Origin of the sequence: Hymenobacter canadensis (genome assembly GCF_027359925.1) — a bacterium.
Taxonomy (GTDB): Bacteria; Bacteroidota; Bacteroidia; order Cytophagales; family Hymenobacteraceae; genus Hymenobacter; species Hymenobacter canadensis.
In genome coordinates this window covers 2,681,891-2,702,626 of sequence record NZ_CP114767.1, presented here as the reverse complement: position 1 = coordinate 2,702,626, position 20,736 = coordinate 2,681,891, and the positions used below count along the sequence as shown (strand labels likewise).

20 protein-coding genes are annotated in these 20,736 nt (G+C 61.6%); 11 read left to right on the top strand and 9 right to left on the bottom strand.

What is annotated here, in order from left to right; all coding sequences use genetic code 11:
- The first annotated feature begins 47 nt into the window (after positions 1 to 47).
- From O3303_RS11550 to O3303_RS11535, 4 genes are all read left to right on the top strand, one after another.
- Positions 48 to 2,531 carry a TonB-dependent receptor gene (locus tag O3303_RS11550; protein ID WP_269558568.1) on the top strand — a complete coding sequence of 828 codons (2,484 nt, stop codon included), beginning with the start codon at positions 48 to 50 and terminating at the stop codon, positions 2,529 to 2,531.
- Between the two features lie 191 nt (positions 2,532 to 2,722).
- Positions 2,723 to 3,955 (top strand): acyl-CoA dehydrogenase family protein, encoded by a 1,233-nt coding sequence (locus O3303_RS11545; protein ID WP_269558567.1) that lies wholly within the window; start codon positions 2,723 to 2,725, stop codon positions 3,953 to 3,955.
- A gap of 74 nt (positions 3,956 to 4,029) precedes the next feature.
- Entirely contained in the window at positions 4,030 to 4,755 is a 726-nt protein-coding gene (locus tag O3303_RS11540) for a hypothetical protein (protein WP_269558566.1), read from the top strand.
- Positions 4,756 to 4,760: 5 nt separating this feature from the next.
- Positions 4,761 to 5,324, top strand: coding sequence for an acyl carrier protein (locus O3303_RS11535; RefSeq protein WP_269558565.1), 564 nt, complete (start codon positions 4,761 to 4,763; stop codon positions 5,322 to 5,324).
- Positions 5,325 to 5,436: 112 nt separating this feature from the next.
- Here O3303_RS11535 and O3303_RS11530 read toward each other — a convergent pair whose 3' ends face one another.
- Together O3303_RS11530 and O3303_RS11525 are read right to left on the bottom strand one after the other, a co-directional pair.
- Positions 5,437 to 5,793, bottom strand: a complete 357-nt coding sequence (locus tag O3303_RS11530) for a hypothetical protein (RefSeq protein ID WP_269558564.1) — start codon at positions 5,791 to 5,793, stop codon at positions 5,437 to 5,439.
- A 21-nt stretch (positions 5,794 to 5,814) separates the two neighbouring features.
- The gene (locus O3303_RS11525) at positions 5,815 to 6,276 is read right to left on the bottom strand and encodes a DUF4268 domain-containing protein (protein WP_269558563.1); all 462 of its coding nucleotides are present in this window, start codon (positions 6,274 to 6,276) and stop codon (positions 5,815 to 5,817) included.
- Between the two features lie 255 nt (positions 6,277 to 6,531).
- On the opposite strand from O3303_RS11525, the gene O3303_RS11520 reads away from it, so the two are divergent.
- Positions 6,532 to 6,861 (top strand): HIRAN domain-containing protein, encoded by a 330-nt coding sequence (locus O3303_RS11520; protein WP_044016206.1) that lies wholly within the window; start codon positions 6,532 to 6,534, stop codon positions 6,859 to 6,861.
- A 135-nt stretch (positions 6,862 to 6,996) separates the two neighbouring features.
- Here O3303_RS11520 and O3303_RS11515 read toward each other — a convergent pair whose 3' ends face one another.
- Positions 6,997 to 7,974: a hypothetical protein gene (locus O3303_RS11515; RefSeq protein WP_269558562.1), complete on the bottom strand. Its 978-nt coding sequence runs from the start codon at positions 7,972 to 7,974 to the stop codon at positions 6,997 to 6,999.
- Between the two features lie 199 nt (positions 7,975 to 8,173).
- On the opposite strand from O3303_RS11515, the gene ruvB reads away from it, so the two are divergent.
- Both ruvB and queG read left to right on the top strand, forming a co-directional pair.
- Complete coding sequence (gene ruvB, locus O3303_RS11510; protein ID WP_269558561.1) at positions 8,174 to 9,223, top strand: Holliday junction branch migration DNA helicase RuvB; 1,050 nt, start codon at positions 8,174 to 8,176, stop codon at positions 9,221 to 9,223.
- Between the two features lie 200 nt (positions 9,224 to 9,423).
- A complete protein-coding gene (gene queG, locus O3303_RS11505) occupies positions 9,424 to 10,299 on the top strand; it encodes a tRNA epoxyqueuosine(34) reductase QueG (protein ID WP_269561904.1) in 876 nt (291 codons plus the stop codon).
- A gap of 81 nt (positions 10,300 to 10,380) precedes the next feature.
- Here the strand turns inward: queG and O3303_RS11500 are convergent, their stop codons facing one another.
- From O3303_RS11500 to O3303_RS11480, 5 genes are all read right to left on the bottom strand, one after another.
- Positions 10,381 to 10,575, bottom strand: coding sequence for a hypothetical protein (locus tag O3303_RS11500; RefSeq protein ID WP_269558560.1), 195 nt, complete (start codon positions 10,573 to 10,575; stop codon positions 10,381 to 10,383).
- 263 nt (positions 10,576 to 10,838) lie between these two features.
- On the bottom strand, positions 10,839 to 11,705 hold the full coding sequence (locus O3303_RS11495; protein ID WP_269558559.1) for a ferritin-like domain-containing protein: 867 nt from the start codon (positions 11,703 to 11,705) through the stop codon (positions 10,839 to 10,841).
- A gap of 13 nt (positions 11,706 to 11,718) precedes the next feature.
- Entirely contained in the window at positions 11,719 to 12,435 is a 717-nt protein-coding gene (locus tag O3303_RS11490; RefSeq protein ID WP_269558558.1) for a ferritin-like domain-containing protein, read from the bottom strand.
- A gap of 186 nt (positions 12,436 to 12,621) precedes the next feature.
- Positions 12,622 to 13,638, bottom strand: coding sequence for a ferritin-like domain-containing protein (locus O3303_RS11485; RefSeq protein WP_269558557.1), 1,017 nt, complete (start codon positions 13,636 to 13,638; stop codon positions 12,622 to 12,624).
- A gap of 43 nt (positions 13,639 to 13,681) precedes the next feature.
- Positions 13,682 to 14,434 carry a ferritin-like domain-containing protein gene (locus O3303_RS11480; RefSeq protein WP_269558556.1) on the bottom strand — a complete coding sequence of 251 codons (753 nt, stop codon included), beginning with the start codon at positions 14,432 to 14,434 and terminating at the stop codon, positions 13,682 to 13,684.
- A 286-nt stretch (positions 14,435 to 14,720) separates the two neighbouring features.
- Here O3303_RS11480 and O3303_RS11475 point away from each other — a divergent pair, with 286 nt between their 5' ends.
- The gene (locus tag O3303_RS11475; protein WP_269558555.1) at positions 14,721 to 16,217 is read left to right on the top strand and encodes a BatD family protein; all 1,497 of its coding nucleotides are present in this window, start codon (positions 14,721 to 14,723) and stop codon (positions 16,215 to 16,217) included.
- Between the two features lie 156 nt (positions 16,218 to 16,373).
- A complete protein-coding gene (aroC, locus tag O3303_RS11470; RefSeq protein WP_269558554.1) occupies positions 16,374 to 17,450 on the top strand; it encodes a chorismate synthase in 1,077 nt (358 codons plus the stop codon).
- A gap of 36 nt (positions 17,451 to 17,486) precedes the next feature.
- On the opposite strand, the gene O3303_RS11465 is transcribed toward aroC, so the two are convergent.
- Positions 17,487 to 18,317 carry a rhomboid family protein gene (locus O3303_RS11465; RefSeq protein ID WP_269558553.1) on the bottom strand — a complete coding sequence of 277 codons (831 nt, stop codon included), beginning with the start codon at positions 18,315 to 18,317 and terminating at the stop codon, positions 17,487 to 17,489.
- A 265-nt stretch (positions 18,318 to 18,582) separates the two neighbouring features.
- Between O3303_RS11465 and nhaA the strand changes: the two genes are divergently transcribed.
- Together nhaA and O3303_RS11455 are read left to right on the top strand one after the other, a co-directional pair.
- The gene (nhaA, locus tag O3303_RS11460) at positions 18,583 to 19,902 is read left to right on the top strand and encodes a Na+/H+ antiporter NhaA (protein ID WP_269558552.1); all 1,320 of its coding nucleotides are present in this window, start codon (positions 18,583 to 18,585) and stop codon (positions 19,900 to 19,902) included.
- A 129-nt stretch (positions 19,903 to 20,031) separates the two neighbouring features.
- Positions 20,032 to 20,670, top strand: a complete 639-nt coding sequence (locus O3303_RS11455) for a NifU family protein (RefSeq protein WP_269558551.1) — start codon at positions 20,032 to 20,034, stop codon at positions 20,668 to 20,670.
- Positions 20,671 to 20,736: the final 66 nt, after the last annotated feature.

Sequence of the window (20,736 nt, the reverse complement as noted above, 5' to 3'; positions counted from 1 at the left end):
ACCGACCCCTGGTGTCCGGTCCGTTCCACTTTTTTCATTTTTCACTGTTGAAAAATTTTCTAACCACCGGCGTAGCGCTTTTGGCGCTGTCCGGTCCGGCATGGGCGCAAGGCCCCGTGTCCGGCACGCTTACCGATGCCCAGACGGGCACGCCGCTGCCCGGCGCCACCATCCTGATTGACGGCGCGGCCAGCGCCGCTACCGATGCGGCGGGCATCTTCACCATCCCGGCCGTGGCGGCCGGCGCGCACGAGCTGCGCATCACGTTTGTGGGCTACGAGCCGCTGGTGCGCCAGTTACAGGGCCAAGCGGCCGCCCAGCGCCTGGCGGCCACGTTGCAGCCCGGCGGCATCCTTACCGGCGAGGCCCTCGTGACGGCCAGCCGCGCCAACGAGCGCACGGCCACGGCCTACACCAACCTCAGCAAGGAAGACCTGGCCAAGCGCAATTTCGGCCAGGATCTGCCCTACCTGCTCGACCAGACGCCTTCCGTAGTGGTGACCTCCGACGCCGGCGCGGGCGTGGGCTACACCGACATCCGCATCCGGGGCACGAGCACAACCGGCATCAACATGACCATCAACGGGGTGCCGCTGAATGATGCCGAGTCGCGCGGTGCGTTTCTGGTGAACCTGCCGGACCTGGCCTCGTCGGTGAGCAGCCTACAGGTGCAGCGCGGCGTGGGCACCAGCCAAAACGGCGGCGCGGCCTTCGGGGCCAGCGTGAATATCAGCACCCTCGACAACCGCCGCGAGGCCTACGGCGAAACCCAGAACAGCGTCGGCTCCTTTGGCACGGTGAAAAACACGGTGCAGTTTGGCACCGGGCTGGTGAGCGGTCATTTCACCCTGGACGGCCGGTTGTCGCGCATCAAGTCCGACGGCTATATGAACCGGGCGTCGTCGGATCTGAAGTCGTATTACTTCGCGGCCGGCTACCAGCAGGCCAATACGCTGGTTAAGTTTATCACCTTCTCGGGCCGCGAGAAAACCTACCAGGCCTGGAATGGCGTGCCCGAGCCTGCCATCACCGGCGACCAAACGCTGCTGCAGAACTACATCGACAACGGCGAGCTGAGCGAGGCCGATGCCGAGCGGGTGCGCCGCGAAGGCCGCCGCTACAGCTACTACACCTACGACAACCAGACCGACAACTACCAGCAGAACCACTACCAGCTGCACCTCTCGCAGGGCCTGGGCCAGGACTGGAACCTGGGCGGGGCCCTGCACCTGACGCGCGGCCTCGGCTACTACGAAAGCTACCGGGATAGCCGCGAATTCGTGGATTACGGCCTGCAGGACGTCATTATCGGGGGCGACACGCTCACCCGCACTAACCTGGTGGACCGCAAGTGGCTGGACAACTACTTTTACGGCGGCACTTTTGCCCTCAACTACCAGCCCAAGGCCAACGACCGGCTGCAGGCCACGCTGGGCGGCGCCTGGAACCGCTACGACGGCGACCATTACGGCGAAGTCATCTGGGCCCAGTATGCCTCCAACAGCACCCTCGGCCAGCGCTACTACTTCAACAACGCCGTCAAGACCGACTACAACGGCTACGCCCGCGTTACGTGGCAGGCGCTGTCGCGGCTGGGCGTCTATGCCGATTTGCAGCTGCGCCGTATCCGCTACACGATTGACGGCGTGGAAGACGACCAGAACGACGTGCGCACCCGCGCCAGCTACACGTTCTTCAACCCCAAGGCCGGCGCCACCTTCACGCTGGCCGAGGGCCGGCAGCTCTACGCCAGCATTGGCGTGGGCCGGCGCGAGCCGGTACGCGCCGACTTCACCGACCGGCTTGCCAACGACCCCACCCCCCAGGCCGAGCGTCTGGTGGATGTGGAAGGCGGCTACCGCCTCAGTTTGCCCGAGGCCAGCGTGCTGGGCACCCGGGCCGTGGCGCGGCTGGAAGCCAACTTCTTCTACATGAACTACCGCAACCAGCTGGTGTCCATCGGGCAGCTGAACGACGTGGGCACGCCGCTGCGTACCAACGTGGCCCGCAGCTACCGCCGCGGCGCCGAGCTGACCGGCTTCCTGTCGGCCAACGACAAAATCAGCCTCAGCAGTACGCTCACGCTCAGCCAGAACCGCATTCTGGGCTTCCGCGACGTGACCTTCGACAAGGACTTCAACCCCGTGCTGGGGGAAGCCCGCACCAGCACCATTTCCTACTCGCCCGGCGCGGTGTCGGCGCACACGCTGGAGGGGCAGCCGCTGAACGGGCTGCGCCTGGCGCTGCTCTACAAAACCGTGAGCCGCCAGTACCTCGACAATTCCGAAAACCTCAACCGCAGCATCAAGCCCTACCAGGTGCTCGATTTCCGGGTGCGCTACGCCATCCGGCCGCAGTTTGTGAAGGAGATTGAGCTGGGCCTGCTGGTCAGCAACGTGCTCAACCGCGAGTACGTGGCCAACGGCTACACCTACAGCTACCCCGGCGCCAGCGGCGGCCTCGACACCTTCAACTGGTACTACCCGCAGGCCACGCGCAACTTCCTCGTATCGGTGGGCGTGAAGCTGTAGGGTGTTATCGGGTAATTGCCTGTCATCCTGAGCAGAGCGAAGGACCTTGCCACGCCAGAACATGTTGCAGTGGCATCGGTTGTTCAACCACCATCAGGTCCTTCGCTTCGCTCAGGATGACAGACGGTTTTCGTCGGCCAACCTAGCAGATTCTGTATCTTTGAATCTGATTCCCACCCAATCCTTTACTCATGTCTTCGCAAGCTGACGTTCTCTCGCCCCAGGCCAAAGCGGCCAAAGCGCACGGCTCTACCAACGCCGCCGGCTTCACCGATTATTTCGACCTCGACGGCCTGCTGACCGAGGAGCACAAGCTCATCCGCCAAAGCATCCGCGACTTCGTCAAGAAGGAAATCAGCCCCAACATTGAAAAGTGGGCGCAGGACGCGCACTTCCCCTCGGAAATCGTGCGCAAGTTCGGCGACGTGGGCGCGTTCGGGCCCACCATCCCCACCGAGTACGGCGGCGGCGGCCTCGACTACATCAGCTACGGCCTGATCATGCAGGAAATTGAGCGCGGCGACTCCGGCATGCGCTCCACGGCCTCGGTGCAGGGCTCCCTGGTGATGTTCCCGATTTACGCCTACGGCTCGGAAGAGCAGCGCCGCAAGTTCCTGCCCAAGCTGGCCTCCGGCGAGTGGCTGGGCTGCTTCGGCCTCACGGAACCCGACCACGGCTCCAACCCCGGCGGCATGACCACCAACATCAAGGGCATGGGCGACTATTACCTGCTGAATGGGGCCAAGCTCTGGATCAGCAACTCGCCCCAGAGCCAAGTGGCGGTGGTATGGGCCAAGGACGAAACCGGCCGCATCCGGGGCGTGATTGTGGAGAAGGGCATGGAAGGCTTCACGGCCCCCGAAATCCACAACAAATGGAGCCTGCGCGCCAGCATCACCGGCGAGCTGGTGTTCGACAACGTGAAGATTCCGAAAGAGAACATCCTGCCCAACGTCAGCGGCCTCCGCGGCCCGCTCTCCTGCCTCGACTCGGCCCGCTTCGGCATTGCCTGGGGTGCCATTGGTGCCGCCATCGACTGCTACGAGTCGGCGCTGAAGTATTCGCTGGAGCGTGAGCAGTTCGGCAAGCCAATTGGCGGCTTCCAGCTGCAGCAGAAGAAGCTGGCCGAAATGCTCACCGAAATCACCAAGGCCCAGCTGCTGGTGTGGCGCCTCGGGGTGCTCAAAAACGAAGGCAAGGCCACCTCGGCCCAGATTTCGATGGCCAAGCGCAACTCGGTGGAAATTGCCCTGCACATTGCCCGCGAAGCCCGCCAGATTCACGGCGGCATGGGCATCACCGGCGAGTACTCCATCATGCGCCACATGATGAACCTGGAATCCGTCGTGACCTACGAAGGCACCCACGACATCCACCTGCTCATCACCGGCGCCGACATTACGGGCATTCAGGCGTTCAAGTAAGCGTCTGCCCGCGTATCTTCAAACGGCCGTCCTGGAAGCAGGGCGGCCGTTTTTTATTTATTATCTACTCGACTATGCAAGCTGATACCCGTCGTTTCTTTGGTGCCGCCCTGTTGCTGGGGGCCGTGTTCTGCGCGGTGTATCTGCGGGTGGCGTATCCGCCGCCGCCGGAGCTAGAGCCGGAGCGGCGGTGGGGGGCGCCGCGCCTGCTGGTGTCCGACAGAGTGCTGTATGGGTTTGTGCGGGAGCTGCTGGCGCAGGCTGACTCTACTCCACCAAGTCCATATGTGAAGAAAAAGGCTGATTATTGGGTTAGTAGAGTACTATTTGAGCACGCATTGCTACCCATTAGCTATGCTCATGTAGATGCTGCTGATATCCGCTATCCATATGGTCAGGAATCGGCCTGGATGATGCGGCAGTTACACGCTGAACGAATACTATCGGCTGCAGACACTGTCTTTATGCAGCGGCAAATCCATTATTCTACTGGCTTCCAACTGGAACCTCGTTTTCTGCCCAGCTGTAGGATTATCCCAGTAGACACTCTCACGCGTTTGGCAAGGCAGCACGCTATTCCTGAAGCTGGTGCAGGCACTGCTCTGGCCTACCTGAAAAATAAGTATCAGACAGATTTTATTTCCAGTTTAAGTGCTCCTCTGTTTTCTCTGGATGGTCGTTATGCATTGACAACCATTACGCTATCCATTGGGATATTTTGTGGAGTTGGGAATACAACGGCGTTGGTAATGGAGAAGAAGAATGGCCGTTGGGGTATACTCAGAGCAGTCAGCCGCTAGAAAGTATGGGCCTCGATATCGTTGAACTCGTCGTTGCTTTTGAGGAGCATTTTCAACTGGCCATCCCGAACCAAGTGGCGGAAACAATCGGCACCGTGAAACAGGCGGCGGCGGCCATCGCCTACCTGAAAGGCCTGCCCGCCGACCCGGCGCGCACAACGGTGTACTACCAGTTACTCACGCGCCTGCTGGCGTGCCTGCACCCGCGCTACCCGGCCACCACCGAAACCACGCCGCTCACGCAGCTGGAGCTGCTGGGCGCCAACAAAGCGCGAGCCCAGGCCCTGGCCACCTGCCTGCAGCTACACATGCCTGATTTGCCCCAAGCCAGCTGGCAGCCCCGTCTGCCGGGCTGGTGGGAGCGCCTGTTCGGAACTATGGCAGCGGCACCCACGCCGCCGCCACTTTCGCCCAACTGGGCCCAAAGCACCGTCGCCGACCTCACGGAGTGGCTGCTTTCTCAGAACTACCAACTGCTGCTGCCACAGCCCGCTACGCTCTATGAGGTCGGGCCGTCGTCGGCCTCACCAGTGACCGATGTGGCGTGCCGGTGCCCGAAATCCGGCTAACCGACAGCTTCACTAGCGACCTGGGTATGGATTAGAAATACCGGCTTACAGGTGCCAGCTGAACTCCCGGTAGACAGACGCAACCCGGAATCCAGCTGGATACTGCCCAGGCCTACCGTTTCTCCAGCAGAAACGTAAGCGTGGCGAACTTATCCGGGCCTAGCAGCGGATACTGGATGTCGGGCACCACGGCTTCGGTGGTTTGCATCTGCACTACTGTCCAGCCTTGCTGGCGCAGCTCATTGAGCTTCAGCATGAGCTGGGCATGATAATCGTACGACCCTTTGGCTTTCTTAAGCAGCGGGTATTGCTGCTGCTCACCGGTGGGGGAGATGGAAACTAACGCGGGCCGGCCCCCGGTGTGCAGCGTCAGCAGCATGTAGCCCGCCTCAGTAGTTGGTTTGGGATGGAAGGCCAGGCTGCTGACGATGGCCAGCACCGCGAATAGATAAAGGATAGATTTTTTCATGCTATCCGTCGTTCAAAAACCTTACCGTAGTTCGTCGAAAGCGTACTGCCCGGTGCTCCAGAACTCGTCCAGGGCCATCAGGCGGGGCTTGAAGAACGAAATCAGGGCGGGCCAGTCGTCGCGGCTGAACAGGTTTACGGGCGTGAGTTCCGTGAAAACGCGGCTGATGGGCTGGCCGTTGGCGTCGGTGGTGTCGGCTTCCCAGCGCCAGGGCTCGCCCACGGCCTCCTGCAGCATGGCCTTCAGCTCGCGCAGCTGCTCAAAGAATAGCTCCCGCACCCCGGCGTCCGGGTGCGTCAGCTCGATGGCTATGGTGGCGTGGCGGGCGTCGGCGTGCAGGCGGAAGTGCACGTTCTTGAGGCCGGTTTTGTAGTTGATCCAGTTGGTGGGCACGCCCTCGGCGGAAGGCACGGGGGTCATATATTGGCCGAAAGTGGTCCAGAAAGCCTGGCGGAGCTGTGTTACTTCAGTTTTGCTATACATGGGCCACAAAAATAACGCTTCTGATAGGGGAATGAAGCCCGGGCCGCGCCGGCGGGTGGCGGCCAGCCAGGCAGGGCGTTGGCGTCGGCACCTCGCGCGCCGGGTAGGATTATACGCGCAAGACAGGTGGCCAGGCAACAATCGGGCACGCGCCGCGCGGTGGCGGCAAGCCCGGTGAGCAGTGCCCGAATTGTCGGGCTGACGGTGTAAAACTATTTTGCTGTGTATTTTACTGCCTCATTACGGCTCTCCTCTATGCCCAAAACCTCCGATTCCCTGATTCTGCTTGAATGCCTGGTGGCCGGCACCACCCACCGCCCCGGCCTGCGCGAGTTCGAGCCCCAGCTGAAAGCCGGACAGCGCCTGGCCCTGCAGCGCGAAGCCGACAGCGCCTATGACGACTGGGCCGTGAAAGTGCTGACCGAAGGCGCCGAGCCGTTCTGGCTGGGCTACCTGCCCGAAGGCCACAACGAAACCGTCGCCCGCATGCTCGACGCCGGCTTCCCGCTGACCGGCCGCCTCACCCACAAAGCCTGGGAAGACGAGTGGCTGCACCTGGAAATCGAAGTGCTGATGCCGAGGTAGATGGTTGTTAGGGCTTAGGGATTAGGGCCTGGGGATTAGTGCTTAGGTATTGCGCCTCTACAGCACACAAGCTGATTCCTGTGTCTAACGGCCTAATATCCTAATCCCTAATCCCCAGGCCCTAATCCCTAAGCCCTAAAGAGAATCAGCCAGGGCCAGCACCTGCTCGCGGGCTTTGTGCAGCGCCGGCTCCTGCGGAAACGTATGCTGCACCCAGCGTGTGAAGCCGCTGACCATCTCGCCCACGGCCTGCCGGCCGCTGGGCTCGTTGGTGGCCAGCGCCGAGGCCGCGACTTCGTCGGGTGCCACGGTCGGGAATACACTGCCCAGGCCCACTTTTTCCAGCACCTCGCTCACGAACACCATGCCGCACACCTGCATGGCCTGGTAGAGCTGCACCAGCTCCGGCATGCTCAGCGCCAATTCTTCGCCAGGCTCCAGAGTGCTCAGGCGCGCTATCATCGGCTCCAGCGCGGCCGGGCGCAGGTCCTCCAGGTCGGCTACGGCGGTCAGAAACGCATGCTCGCCGGCTTCGGGCAGGGAGTGCACTAGCAGCAGGGCCAGCCGCATCATCTGCAGCTGCGGCTCCGAGAAGCGCACCGTGGCCGCCAGCGGCGCCGGGGCCGGGTGGGCGGCCAAGTACTGCGCAAACGCTTCCTCCACGCTCAGCCGGTGCAGCCCCAGCGAAGGCGTGGCCGGCAGGTGTTCTTCCAGCAGCGCCAGAAAAGCACCACTCAGCTCCAGACAATAGGTTTTCAACGCCTGCACCTGCTCGGGTTCAATGGCCATCTGGCGCTGCACGTACTGCAGCACGGGCGTGGCCAAGCTGGTATCGAGGGTGAGGCGGCCCAGCAGTATTAGGTCGTAGAGGGCGCGGGGATGCTGCTCCAGCGCCTGCAGCAGTTGCTCGTGGCTGGCAATGGTGTTCAGCTCGGCTACACGTAGCGTATTGAGACCGGTGAGGGCCGTGAGCTGCAGCAGCGGCGCATCCTGCGGGCGGCTCAGCAGCTCAGCGCAGGCCATGCCGTGCAGCGACAGGCAGTGCGCCAGCTGGTCGTAGAAGTCGGCGGGAATGGCGTGCAGCCAGTCGTGGGAGGCGGAAGGCGTGGGCATAGAACAACGTGCGGAAGGGCGCAAAGGTAGGCAGCAAGCCGCGCAGATACCGGGCTTACTGCCTCGCCCACCCGCTATGCGTGCTGCTTTGCTAGTGAGGTTAGTAAATAATAGCGCCGGACTATTTTTTTGCTAAAAAGGGCACAATCTGCCGGGTGCAGGTGTTACCTTGCTGCTATCAACCTTTACCCTCCGCACTATGCGCGAACCATTTCTAACCGGCGGCGACGACCACATGGACGCCACCGAAAAAGACATTGACAAGGCGCTCCGGCCGCTTTCCTTCGACGATTTTGCGGGCCAGGATAAGGTGGTCGAGAACCTGAAGGTGTTTGTGGCCGCTGCCCGCCGCCGCGGCGACGCCCTCGACCACGTGCTGCTGCACGGCCCTCCCGGCCTCGGCAAAACCACCCTTTCGCACATCATCGCCAACGAGCTGCAGTCGGGCATCAAAATGACCAGCGGCCCGGTGCTTGACAAGCCCTCCGACCTGGCCGGCCTGCTCACCAACCTGGAGCCGCACGACGTGCTGTTCATCGACGAAATCCACCGCCTCAACCCCGTAGTGGAAGAGTACCTGTACTCGGCTATGGAGGACTACCGCATCGACATCATGCTCGATTCGGGCCCGAATGCGCGGTCGGTGCAGATTTCGCTGTCGCCGTTTACGCTGATCGGGGCTACCACCCGCTCGGGCATGCTCACCTCGCCGCTGCGGGCCCGCTTCGGCATCAGCTCCCGCCTCGAATACTACGATTCCAAGCTGCTAACCAGCATTGTGCAGCGCTCGGCCGAAATCCTGGGCACCCCGATTTACGAGGACGCCGCCTACGAAATTGCGCGCCGCTCGCGTGGCACGCCGCGTATCGCCAACAACCTGCTGCGCCGCACCCGCGACTTCGCCCAGGTGAAAGGCGACGGCAGCATCACGATGGACATTGCCCAGTTTGCCCTCAACGCCCTCGACGTGGACGCCCGCGGCCTCGACGACATGGACAAGCGCATCCTGACCACCATCATCGACAAGTTCAAAGGCGGGCCGGTGGGCATCAGCACCATTGCCACGGCTTGCGGCGAGGAAGGCGAAACCATCGAGGAAGTGTACGAGCCGTTCCTGATTCAGGAAGGCTACATCAAGCGCACCAGCCGCGGCCGCGAGGCTACGGAAGCTGCCTACCTGCACCTGGGCCGCGCCATGCCGCAGCACCTGCGCGGCAACTCCGGCACCACCGGCGAGCTGTTCTCGTAGCCGAAAAACCTCCCGTCATCCTGAGCGAAGCGAAGGATCTTCTCACGCTGGAATGAGCCATTTGTTGGTCATCCAGACGTGAGAAGATCCTTCGCTCTGCTCAGGATGACGTATTTTTGTGGCCTACTTACCCAACTCCCGTGCTGCCTACCGCCCACTATACTGCTTTTATCAAGCGCCGCGCGGCGGAGCTGGGCTTTATGTACTGCGGGATTTCCGAGGCCGGGTTTCTGGAGGAGGAGGCGCCGCGCCTCGAAGACTGGCTGAACAAGAACATGCACGGCCAGATGGCCTACATGGCCAACCACTTCGACAAGCGCCTCGACCCGCGTCTGCTCGTGGATGGCGCTAAATCGGTGATTTCGCTGCTGCTCAACTACTACCCGCCCGAGGAAACCCAGCAGCCCGACGACACGCTCAAAATCAGCAAATACGCCTATGGCCGCGACTACCACTTCGTCATCAAAGACAAGCTGAAGACGCTGCTGGCCGATATGCAGGAGGAAATCGGCGAAATCGGGGGACGCTGCTTTGTTGATTCGGCGCCGGTGATGGACAAGGCGTGGGCCAAAAAGAGCGGTCTGGGCTGGGTGGGCAAAAACGCCAATCTGATCCGGCCCGGCACCGGCAGCTTCTTCTTCATTGCCGAGCTGATCGTGGACGTGCCCCTAGACTACGACGGCCCCATCAAGGACTATTGCGGCAACTGCACCAAGTGCGTGGATGCCTGCCCCACCCAGGCCATTACGGAGCCCTACGTCGTGGACGGCAGCAAGTGCATCAGCTACTTCACCATCGAGCTGAAAGACCAGATTCCGCGCGAGGTGGATGGCAAATTCGGCAACTGGGTGTTCGGCTGCGACATCTGCCAGGATGTATGCCCCTGGAACCGGTTCAGCAAGCCCCACCAGGAGCCGCAGTTCAATCCCCACCCCGGCCTGAAGGACCTCACCCGCGGCGACTGGCAGGAAATCACGCACGAGCTGTTTTCGGAGCTGTTCCGGCAGTCAGCGGTGAAGCGCACCGGCTACGCAGGCCTGAAGCGCAACATCCGCTTCGTAACCGGCGACGAGTGAACCGTCTGAACGGCAAACTGCCCCGGCTGCCAGCGTAATGCTGGGGGCCGGGGCAGTTTGCGTACCAGGGAAGCTGGCGTACTAGGCAGGAAGTGCCTGCGTGAAAACACGGTTGAGAATGCGGCGGTAGAGCTTGGAAAACTGCTCGTAGCACCAGGCTTTGAGCTGAAGCAGTTCGTCGGGGAGCATGGTGCGCAGGGCTTTGCGCAGCTCTTTTTCGAAGAGAATCTTATCGAAGCTAACTTTTAGCAGGATGGTTTTAGCGTACTCGAGCATTGGGGTAAAGCTTGATTTCGGGTGGGGTGGGTGATAAACAGGACGGCTGCGGGTTGACTATACGAAGCCAGGAAAAATAGGTCGGCTTCGTGCCGGGGATGCCATGATATTCTATTGAAAATTACAAAATAAAAACGATTAGGTTCAAACATGATTATGGGCAAAAGTGCTTTTGCGCATCGTGAAAGCAGAATATATAAAAAAAAGAACGACGTAGGTCGTTCCTTTTTAGGGTCGGCAGGCACCTTACGAAGCAGGTGCTGCTAGTAGGTAAACAGCCCCAGAATAGTGCCAGCCTGGGCCGTGTTGAGGGGCTCATCAAACGCCTCGGGCACACCCTGCGTGAGGATGTTGGTGCCGGGGAAGCCGATGGGTAGCAGCCGGAACGGCACCGGCCGGTAGCTGGGCACCGATTGCTCCAGCGCATTCTCGCCGCTGTACACGATATCCGTTTTGCCGGCTACCGTAATAGACGCGTCGGTAGGGCTGGGCCAGGGCTTGACCACGGCGCCGCGCTTCTGCCGGATGATGCGGATGCGGGCCGCGTGGCGGGCTTCGGTGGAGTGTATCTGCAGGGCGGTCTGCAGAATAAAGTCGTTGCTGATCAGGGATTCTACCTGGCCTTTGTAGGCCCGCACACCGGTGTCTTCGAGGAGCTGCGCGAGCCGCAGAAAATCGTCGAAGTTGCTGAACACCGACGCGAAAAAGGCCGGCTGCGTGCTGTTGCGGCTACCCGTGAAATCGTAGTTGGGCCGGGCCGGCACCGGGCCGCCTGAGTTGATGATGGCGTCGGTGAGCAGCGTGATGTGCTGCTGCTGCTGTCGCTGCATCGTCACGATGGACGTGCGGATGGTGGCATCGGCGGGGAAGAAACCGGCCGGGGCAGCCAGGGCCTGCGTGTAGAAGGCTTCCTGCAGGCGCTCCAGCTGCAGCGCTAAGCCCAGCGAGTCGAGGATGGTGGTGGTGCCGGCCTGCGCCGGTAGGGCCGCCAAACCCAGCGGCAGGGCTGCCGCCAGGGTTTTGGCGCTGAAACGGCCCAGGCTCTCCAGGGCGGCGCGGCGCGGGGCCGACTGCTCCAGCTGGGTGGTATCGGTGGTGGCCAGTTCGGCCAGAAGCTTCAGAAGATACATAGCAAGCGGCGCCTTAGGTGGTCGGCAGGTTTGCCGTGGAAATAGCTATTGGAACGAACGGCTGGATCAGGGCAACTACTTGGGCCGGAGTTTTGGCGTCGTCGAGGCCGGTGGTGCCTACGTTGTCGGCGAAGGAGCCGGGCTGCAGCACTTCCCGGGCCAGCGCTGCGTGCCGGGCTTCCACCGATACAATCTTGCCCAGCGCGTTCAGATGGTCGGCTGAGGTGAGGTATTTGGCAGCGCCGTTGTAGGCGGCCACCCCAATTTCCTCCAGCTGCCGCGCCGCCGTCCAGACGCCGGTGCGGGTGGTAAGCGTGAACGTGGAAAAGTCGAAAACCAGCGGTGTGGCCAGCGTATTGTCGTAGGCCGAGGTGCCCAGGGCGTACTTCAGGTACTCCCGATGGATCAGCTCATGGTCGCGCATGTCGGTGAGGTAGGCCAGCTCGCCCGGCAGCAGGTCGGCGGGGGGCGTGGTTACTACCTTGTCGTAGAAGGCGGCCTCAATCTGCTCGAGCAGATAGGCGTAGTTGAGCACCGTAATGTTAGGGTCGGAGGTGGCGGTGGCCACGAAATTGCCCAGCGACAGGGTAGGCGTGCCGGGCACTGGCGGCTCGGGGTCGTCTTTGCCGCAGCCAGCCAGAACAAGCGCCGAAACTGCCGCACCGGCCCCGGCTACGCGAAAGAAGGAGCGGCGGGCAAGCATCCGCGCCGGAGAAGAAGGAGTGTGCATAAGGAAAGGTTGGGCGGTACCAGAGCAGAAAACAGCCCGGTTCCAACTCAACAAAGATAGCCTGTTAAGATGGGATGCTCTAGCATCAAGATACTCGGCTGGCAAACAGAGTTGCATAGCCCCACAAACAAAACAAGGATGGCCGGTAAGGCCATCCTTGTTTTAGGAATCAAAACGATGCAGCTACTAGAAAATGGTGCTGCCCGTGATGGTGAACGTGCGGGCGATGGTCGAAACCGTCGGAACGTCCAGCGGCTCGTCGAACGCCTCGGAGAAGGCTGCGGCTGGGAAGCTCAACGAAGCCAGCGCCGTCTGCAGGTTTACGCCAGCAGCAGCACCGGTAGCGCCTTGCGTTACGTTGTCTTCAGCCGGGAACGTAATGCCAGCCGGCGTGTAGGCCGGGGCCGAACCAGCGGCGTAGATTGGGGCCGTCTGGGCCGGCGAAGCGCCGCCGCCATCCTGGCCGGAAATCCAGCTCTTAGGCGAAGCGCCGGTGCCGGCACCAGCCGTAGCCGAAGCGTTGTCGTTCATCGGGCCACCGCGGCGCATGGTGCGCAGACGGGAAGCGTGACGGGCTTCAACGGAGTGAATGTTGAGGGCTGCCGTCAGCACGTCTTTGTTGGAGGCCAAATAAGGAGCACCGCCTTTGTAGGCACGTACGCCGGTGTCTTCCAAGGACTGGGCTACTGCCAGGAACAGCGCGGCGTTGCTGAACAGGCCAGCAAACGGACCCGCGTTGGTGCCTTTACCACCCGTGAAGTCGAACTGCGAAACAGCTGGAGCAGCAATGGCATCAGCGCCAAGTGCCGTACGCAGGAAGTTTACGTGGTTGTTTTCATCGGTACGAATCTTGAGCAGCGACGACAGGTTGGTAGCGCTAAACTGAGCCCGCAGAGCGGTCTGGGCAGCGGTAGTCGTGTTGTTGCCGATGGTGCCGTCGCCCGACAGGCCGATGTTGTAGAAGTAGGCTTCCAGATATTCCAGCTTCAGAGCGAAGTTGAGAACATCGTTAACACCGGGCGCGCTGGTCGTCTGGCCGTACGCTTTGTTGAAGATGGCACCCATTGCCAGTGGCAAGGCGGCAGCCGTCATCTTTTTGCCGAAGCCGGTCATGTGCTTGAACACTTGGCGGCGCGAATCGAAACGTTCGAAGACCTCTGGGTCTGTTTTTTCGATTTCGGAAAGGATATGGAAGAAATTCATAACTGAAGGCGAATTTTAGGTGGAAGTAAGGAAGGCGACCGGACTACACGAGGCCGGTAACGTTGAGTTTAGACCCATCCTTCAGGAAAGTGTTGGCGACAGCCGCTACCTCAGACGGCGTCTTGGAAATCTCCAGGCCGTTGGTGCCGACATTCACAACGTCGGCGTCGAGGAACGAGCCTTCCGACAGCAAGTCGCGGATGATGGCGGCGTGACGGGCTTCCACCGATACAATTTTGCCGGCAGCTACCAGGTAGTTCAGGCCGGCGTTGTCGGTGCCCAGGAAACGGGCGGCGCCATTGTAGGCCGATACGCCCAGATCTTCGAATGCCTTAGCGGCGCCGAGTACGCTGGCGCGGGTGCCAAAGTTGATGGTCGAGAAGTCAGGCTCCAGCGGCTTGATGATGGCAGTGCCGGCATCACGCGTCAGGGCTGCCTTGAAGAATTCGCGGTGAATTACTTCATGGTAGTACAAGTCGTCCAGAATCTGCTTTTCGGCGCTGCCAGCTGCCAGGCCGGTATAGTAAGTGCCGGTGCGCACCTGGGTGTAGAAAGCGGCTTCCAGTTGCTCCAGTGCATAAGCATAGTTCAGTACGCCTACGCTGCCCGAGCCTACATTCACCATGCCGGGCATGTTGCTGCCATTGTCGTCATCGTCGTCGCAGCCCGAGAGCAGCAGAGCAGTAGCACCGGCGGTGGCGCCAGCATACATGAAGAACGAACGGCGCTTGATGGGAACGAGCAGCGGCTTGGTGAAATCAGCCTCGTCGCCACCTTTTTTGAGGTTGTTGGACATGGGGTAGAAAATTAGGTAAGGGGAAGGTTTCGGCAATACAATACCTGCCAGCCTACAAAGCCGCTTTTTAGAAAAGTGGAAATAAAGGAGGTTGGGTATTTGAAATGCACTTACGGCGGCTTCTCAAGTAGGGATTGTCGGAAGCCTAAATTTTGTACCTAATGGGTAGCCGTCGGTATACATAAAATACAGGAACAGCCCCGTAACTAACTGTGAAAGCCGCCAGAATCAGCCTCTTAGCACTGGATTGGCTTTTTGGCGTAATTTTGAAGCTGACGCTGACCATATGATTCGGTTTCTGGGCTGGATGCTCCTATTTCTGTGCAGTGCTGCCGGCCCGCGAGTCTGGGCCCAACAGCCTGTACGTCCGCTAGCTACTGCGCCCGCAGCTCGGGTAGAGCTGGAGCTGGGGCACTCGACTTTTCCGGTGACGGAATACTTCACCGTGAGCTTCCGGCTGAGCGGGGCCCCGCTGGAGCGGTACTCGGCCTTCCCCGACCTCGAAGGCTTTAAAAAAAGCGGGAAGTCCAGCACCACCACCACGCGCATTGTTGAGGGCCGCACCACCACCGAGCTGACCATCACGCAGCGCTACGCTGCCTACGCCGAGGGCGAATACACCATCAAGCCGTTTTCAATGACCGTGAACAGGCAGGTGGCGCGCTCAGCGGGGGCGAAGCTTACGGTGGCCCCGGCTCCGGCGGCCGCGGCCACGCCGCCGGCCGGTAGTGCCCCGCAGGGTATTGGTCTGATGGATCTGCTGTTTGGTAAGCCCAAGCCGCAGGAGTATGTCGAGCCCAAGGACAATGCCTTTCTGGCGCTGGTACCCGACAAAACCAGTGTGTACGTGGGCGAAGGCGTGCACATAGGACTGTATTTCTACCTCACGCCCTCCGACCAGGGCCTGCTGGATTTCTACAATTTCCCGGGGCAGCTACCGGGCATCCTGCGCCAGCTGCGCCAGCGCACGGCCTGGGAGGAGTCGTTCAACGAGCAGGAGATTGTGCCGGAGCCGGTGACGATGGGTGGCAAGCCATTTCTGCGCTACCGGCTCTACGAGGCCGAATATTACCCGCTCAACACCGAGCCACTGGTGTTTGAGGCCGTAGCGCTGCAGATGGTGAAGTACCGCCTGGCCAAAAAGCCCGCCGAGGGCCTCGACAACCGCATGGAAGGCTACAAGACCTACCGCACGGCCGCCCGCACCATTGCCGTGAAGCCCCTGCCGCCGCACCCGCTGCGCGACCAGGTGGCCGTGGGCAGCTACCAGCTGCGCGAGGCCATTGACCGCACGGCGTTCCGGACCGGGCAGGCCTTCACCTACACGTTCGGGGTGGAAGGCGAGGGCAACCTGGCAGCGCTGAACGCGCCGGTGCTGCAGCCGCGGCCGGGCCTGGAGGTGTACGGGCCCGACGTGCAGCAGGAACTGACCCGCCAGGCCGGCCGGGTAGGCGGGCGCAAGGTGTTCAAATACCGGCTGGTGGCGCGCCAGCCAGGCGTGCTGCCCCTGGATAGCCTGCTGCAGCTGGTGTATTTCGACCCTGAAACGGCCCGCTACGACACGCTGCACCCGGAGCTGCGCCCTGACGTGCGCGGCGTAGTGCGGACGGAGCTACCCTTCCGCGCCCGCACCGACGACCCGTACTACCAAGCGGTGCTCCTCGATGCCGGCAACCGCCTGCAGCCCCTGGATGCCTACCGCGACGTGCGCCGCTACGCCACTTACATTCTGGCCGGCTTGCTGGTGGTGGCCGGCTGGGGCTGGTGGCAGGCTAAAAGGTGATAGTTGATGAGGTGAAAACGGGGCGAGGCCGGGTGGCGTGCGTTGGCGTTGATTGCGGAATTATTGCTTGCCGTGCAGCTACTGCGGCCTGCGCAAGCTCCAAATGACGGTTACCTTTGTCACCTCATCACCAGTCACCCCATCACCCCAAAACATATGAATTCTTTCGGCTCACTGTTTCGCATTACCACGTTTGGAGAATCGCACGGGCCGGGCATTGGGGTGGTGATTGATGGCTGCCCGGCGGGGCTGGCGGTGGCGCCCGAAGACATTCAGGCGGCGCTGGACCGGCGCCGGCCCGGCCAGAGCGACCTGACCACGCCCCGCCAGGAAGCCGACCGGGTGGAAGTGCAGTCGGGTATTTTCCAGGGCCAGACCACGGGCACGCCCATCAGCCTCTACATCCGCAACCAAGACCAGGCCAGCCACGACTACTCCCACATCGAGCACGCCTACCGCCCTTCGCACGCCGACTACACCTACGACCAGAAGTACGGCCGGCGCGACTACCGGGGCGGCGGCCGCAGCTCGGCCCGCGAAACGGCCGCCCGCGTGGCCGCTGGGGCCGTGGCGCAGCAGTTTCTGAATCAACAGGGGATTCGGGTGCAGAGCTACGTGTCGCAGGTGGGGGCGGTGGCCGTGCCGGTGGGCTACGAGCAGCTGGACTTAAGCCTCATCGACTCCAACCCGGTGCGCTGCCCGCACCCCGAAACCGCCGAGCGCATGGCCGAGCTGATCCGCCAGACCCGCGACCGGCACGATACGGTAGGCGGCCTCGTGACGGGCGTGCTGACGGGCGTGCCCGCCGGCCTCGGCGAACCGGTGTTCGACAAGCTGCATTCCGAGCTGGGCCGGGCCATGCTGGGCATCAACGCCGTAAAAGGATTCGAGTACGGTTCCGGCTTTGCGGGCACGCTGCTGTTCGGCTCTGAGCACAATGACGCCTTCTACACCGATGACGCCGGCCAGGTGCGCACCCGTACCAACCACTCGGGCGGGATTCAGGGCGGCATTTCCAACGGGCAGGATATCTATTTCCGCGTTGCCTTCAAGCCCGTGGCCACCATTCTGCAGCCCCAGGCCACCATCAACGACCAGGGCGAGGCCATCAGCCTGGCCGGCAGGGGCCGCCACGACCCCTGCGTGCTGCCGCGCGCCGTGCCCATCGTGGATGCCATGTCCAGCCTCGTGCTGGCCGACATGCTGCTGCGCGCCCGCGCCAACCGGGTGTAGGCTGGAGGGAAGGCAAAGGGACGATATCAGCTGTGTCTACCAGCTGGAAAGCTCTTTCAGCTGTTGCAGCTCCTGTTTGGAAAGAGAGGCCAGCCCTTCACTGTGTACTTTTTCCAGCAGCTCATCCAAGGCTACTTGCTGCTGTTTGCGTCGGCCATGAAAACGGTCGTCAACTGTTTGCAGGCGGGTCGGGCGGGCCAGTAAGTTGCCTTGCAGATAGGCAGCGGGGCGGCAGATCAGCAGCACCAGAAACGCCAGGGCCGGAACGGCCAAGGCCAGAATCACCCAATAGTTGGTCAGCAGCGCCCCGGGCACCATGCCAATGGCCGCCAGCAGGCCGGTGAGCGCGCCAACAAGGTGCGCATCGTGGCCGATGTTGCTTGTGCGGGTCGTCACGCCGTAGGCCGCTATGAGCACGTAAAGCAACCCGTACAGCCAGCCCGGCAGGTACAGGCCCACCATGCCCACCTCAATCCCCGGAAACAAGGCAATACCGGCAAATATCAGCCCGCTCATCCCGCCGGATGCGCCTACGGCAGTGTACTGGGGCTCATGCCTGTGCAGCCACAAGGAAAACAGGTTGCCCCCCAACATGCTGAGCAAGTACAGCGCAAGAAAGCTGCGCATACCCAACACCTGCTCCAGAATTCCGCCAAAGCACCAGATCGTAAACAGATTCAGGATGAGATGAAGCCAGCTGGTGTGCAGGAATCCGCTTGTGAGCAGCCGGTAGTACTGCCGCTGGGAGCGAATAGCACCTACTTCAAAAGAGTATTGATGAAAATAGCGGGTGTCCTTCAGTCCCTGATACGATACTATGGCTGTAACCAATGCTATAATGAGGCCTATTACACCTAAATCACTCATAAAGGGATATGTGAAAATATGTTGGAAAGCTGCCAGAACGGGCGGCATAATGCCAGCCGGCTAGATGGAATCATCTATAATTCAGGCAGGCAAGTTAACAACCCATGCCTTGAATTAAAACCTGCTTTTTCACCAGCATATCGGAGGGCATCAACCCTTGCTATAGTGCCGTCCGGCGCTACGGCGTGGGCCCGGCACTAGCTCTTTGCTCCGTTTTCAACGTATTAGCCAGGCGCGTTTGCCTTGCTCTTTCCACTCATTGCCTATGGCTGTTCCTCAACTTGTGCGTCCGCTGGTGCGGCCTTTTACAGAGTTTTTTCGGCGCGAAGCGGCCGGCGGCATCATGCTGATGGCCAGCGCCGCGCTGGCGTTGCTGCTGGCCAATACCAGCTGGGGGCCGGCCGCCTACTTTCCGCAGATCTGGGAAAAGCACCTGAACCTCTCGCTCAACGGCGTGGTGCTCGATATGAGCCTTGTGCACTGGATCAACGACGGGCTGATGAGCGTGTTTTTCCTGATTGTGGGGCTGGAAATCAAACGGGAGGTGATGGAAGGCGAGCTGTCGGAGTGGCGGCACGCGGCCCTGCCGATTGCGGGCGCGCTGGGCGGGATGCTGCTGCCGGCATTGCTTTATTTTCTGGTGAACCGCGGCCTGCCCACCCAAAACGGCTGGGGCATTCCCATGGCCACCGACATTGCCTTTGCGCTGGCGGTGCTGCAGCTGCTGGGGCCGCGCGTGCCGCTGGGTCTCAAGGTGTTCCTCACGGCCCTGGCCATCGTCGATGATTTGGGCGCGGTGCTGGTTATTGCCGGCTTCTACACCACCAACCTCGACCTGACCTACCTGCTGCTGGCGCTGGGCACGTGGGCGCTGCTGCTGAACCTGAATTTCCTGGGCGCGCGCAGCCTGGCTATTTACCTGCCGCTGGGCGTGCTGCTCTGGTTTTTTATGCACCAGTCGGGCATTCATGCCACGCTGGCGGGCGTGCTGCTGGCGCTGGCCATCCCGGCGCGCATCGGGCGGGCCCGCCCCGAGATTCTGCTGATGCTCAACGACCGGCTGGGCATGCTGCAGCACGAGGTGCACGGGGCCGAAGCCAATCCGCGCATCATCAGCGAGGAGCTGGAGTACCTGTCCGACGCCATCAGCTCGCCGGCCCAGAAGCTGGAGCAGCGCCTGCACTCGGTGGTGGCGTTTGGTATCATTCCGCTGTTTGCCTTCGCCAATACCAGCCTCGTCATTGATGCCGGTGTGTTTGGGCAGCTGTTTTCGCCGCTGGGGCTGGGTATTCTGCTGGGGTTGGTGGTGGGCAAGCCGCTGGGCATCGGGGCGCTGTCGTGGCTGAGCGTGCGGCTGGGCTGGGCCTCGCTGCCGGCCGGCGTCACGTGGCGGCATTTGTGGGGCGCCGGCGTGCTGGGCGGCATCGGCTTCACCATGTCGCTGTTTATTACGCTGCTGGCGCTGGGCGAGCATTCCGAGGGTGAGCCGGTGGCCAAGGTGGCCATTCTGAGCGCCTCCTTTATATCGGGCACCGTGGGCTTCCTGCTGCTGCGCAGCGCGCCCGCCCTGCCCGAAGCAGCCTGACGGCGCCCGATTGCCTCGATCCTCCATTTCCTGGCTACCTTTGCAACTATTGCCGCCCCGTGCGGTTTTACGTGTCAGGCCGAACGAATACGGCCGACTTTCTCCCGCTTGTCTCCAAGTCTTTCAAACATGGCTGAACAACTCACTGCCCCCGCCGGCCCGGTTTCTATCTACGCCGAAGCCTCGCCCAACCCCGAATCCATGAAGTTTGTGCTCAATGCCCAGCTGCTAGCTGATGGCGTAAGCGTGGACTATCCCAACCTCGAAGCCGCGGCCAACTCGCCTCTGGCTCAGGAGCTTTTCAACTTCGATTATGTGGGCCGCGTGTTCATCGCCCAGAACTTCGTCACCGTCACCAAAACCACCGACCACCAGTGGGCCCAGCTCATTCCCGAGTTGCGCACCTTCCTGAAGTCGTACGTGGAAGCCAGCGGCCCGATCTTCACCGTCGACCCCGCCGCCGAGCAGAAAGCCGCCCAGCAGGCTGCCGCCAGCGGCTCAGCCGATTCGTCGGAAGCCGACCAGCAGACCAGCCAGAAAATCATCGACCTGCTCGATAACTACGTGCGCCCCGCCGTGGAGCAGGATGGTGGCAACATCACCTTCAAAAGCTACCACGAAGGCATTGTGACCGTGAACCTACAGGGTTCGTGCTCGGGCTGCCCTTCGGCCACCGTCACGCTGAAATCGGGCATCGAAAACCTGCTCAAGCGCATGGTACCCGAAGTGAAAGAGGTAGTAGCCGAAGGCATCATCGCCCAGCACTAAGCGCCGGACTATCTCAACATCAAAAGCCTCGAACCAGCTGGTTCGGGGCTTTTTTGTGTATCAGCA

Bases quoted from the DNA above. Each gene is read 5' to 3' on its own strand.
- O3303_RS11490 (WP_269558558.1), bottom strand. From the start codon at position 12,435: ATGCACACTCCTTCTTCTCCGGCGCGGATGCTTGCCCGCCGCTCCTTC.
- O3303_RS11535 (WP_269558565.1), top strand. From the start codon at position 4,761: ATGGGCCTCGATATCGTTGAACTCGTCGTTGCTTTTGAGGAGCATTTT.
- O3303_RS11525 (WP_269558563.1), bottom strand. From the start codon at position 6,276: ATGTATAGCAAAACTGAAGTAACACAGCTCCGCCAGGCTTTCTGGACC.
- queG (WP_269561904.1), top strand. From the start codon at position 9,424: ATGTACTGCGGGATTTCCGAGGCCGGGTTTCTGGAGGAGGAGGCGCCG.
- O3303_RS11500 (WP_269558560.1), bottom strand. From the start codon at position 10,575: ATGCTCGAGTACGCTAAAACCATCCTGCTAAAAGTTAGCTTCGATAAG.
- O3303_RS11480 (WP_269558556.1), bottom strand. From the start codon at position 14,434: ATGTCCAACAACCTCAAAAAAGGTGGCGACGAGGCTGATTTCACCAAG.
- O3303_RS11545 (WP_269558567.1), top strand. From the start codon at position 2,723: ATGTCTTCGCAAGCTGACGTTCTCTCGCCCCAGGCCAAAGCGGCCAAA.
- O3303_RS11520 (WP_044016206.1), top strand. From the start codon at position 6,532: ATGCCCAAAACCTCCGATTCCCTGATTCTGCTTGAATGCCTGGTGGCC.
- O3303_RS11465 (WP_269558553.1), bottom strand. From the start codon at position 18,317: ATGAGTGATTTAGGTGTAATAGGCCTCATTATAGCATTGGTTACAGCC.
- nhaA (WP_269558552.1), top strand. From the start codon at position 18,583: ATGGCTGTTCCTCAACTTGTGCGTCCGCTGGTGCGGCCTTTTACAGAG.
- aroC (WP_269558554.1), top strand. From the start codon at position 16,374: ATGAATTCTTTCGGCTCACTGTTTCGCATTACCACGTTTGGAGAATCG.
- O3303_RS11495 (WP_269558559.1), bottom strand. From the start codon at position 11,705: ATGTATCTTCTGAAGCTTCTGGCCGAACTGGCCACCACCGATACCACC.
- ruvB (WP_269558561.1), top strand. From the start codon at position 8,174: ATGCGCGAACCATTTCTAACCGGCGGCGACGACCACATGGACGCCACC.
- O3303_RS11475 (WP_269558555.1), top strand. From the start codon at position 14,721: ATGATTCGGTTTCTGGGCTGGATGCTCCTATTTCTGTGCAGTGCTGCC.
- O3303_RS11515 (WP_269558562.1), bottom strand. From the start codon at position 7,974: ATGCCCACGCCTTCCGCCTCCCACGACTGGCTGCACGCCATTCCCGCC.
- O3303_RS11540 (WP_269558566.1), top strand. From the start codon at position 4,030: ATGCAAGCTGATACCCGTCGTTTCTTTGGTGCCGCCCTGTTGCTGGGG.
- O3303_RS11530 (WP_269558564.1), bottom strand. From the start codon at position 5,793: ATGAAAAAATCTATCCTTTATCTATTCGCGGTGCTGGCCATCGTCAGC.
- O3303_RS11485 (WP_269558557.1), bottom strand. From the start codon at position 13,638: ATGAATTTCTTCCATATCCTTTCCGAAATCGAAAAAACAGACCCAGAG.
- O3303_RS11455 (WP_269558551.1), top strand. From the start codon at position 20,032: ATGGCTGAACAACTCACTGCCCCCGCCGGCCCGGTTTCTATCTACGCC.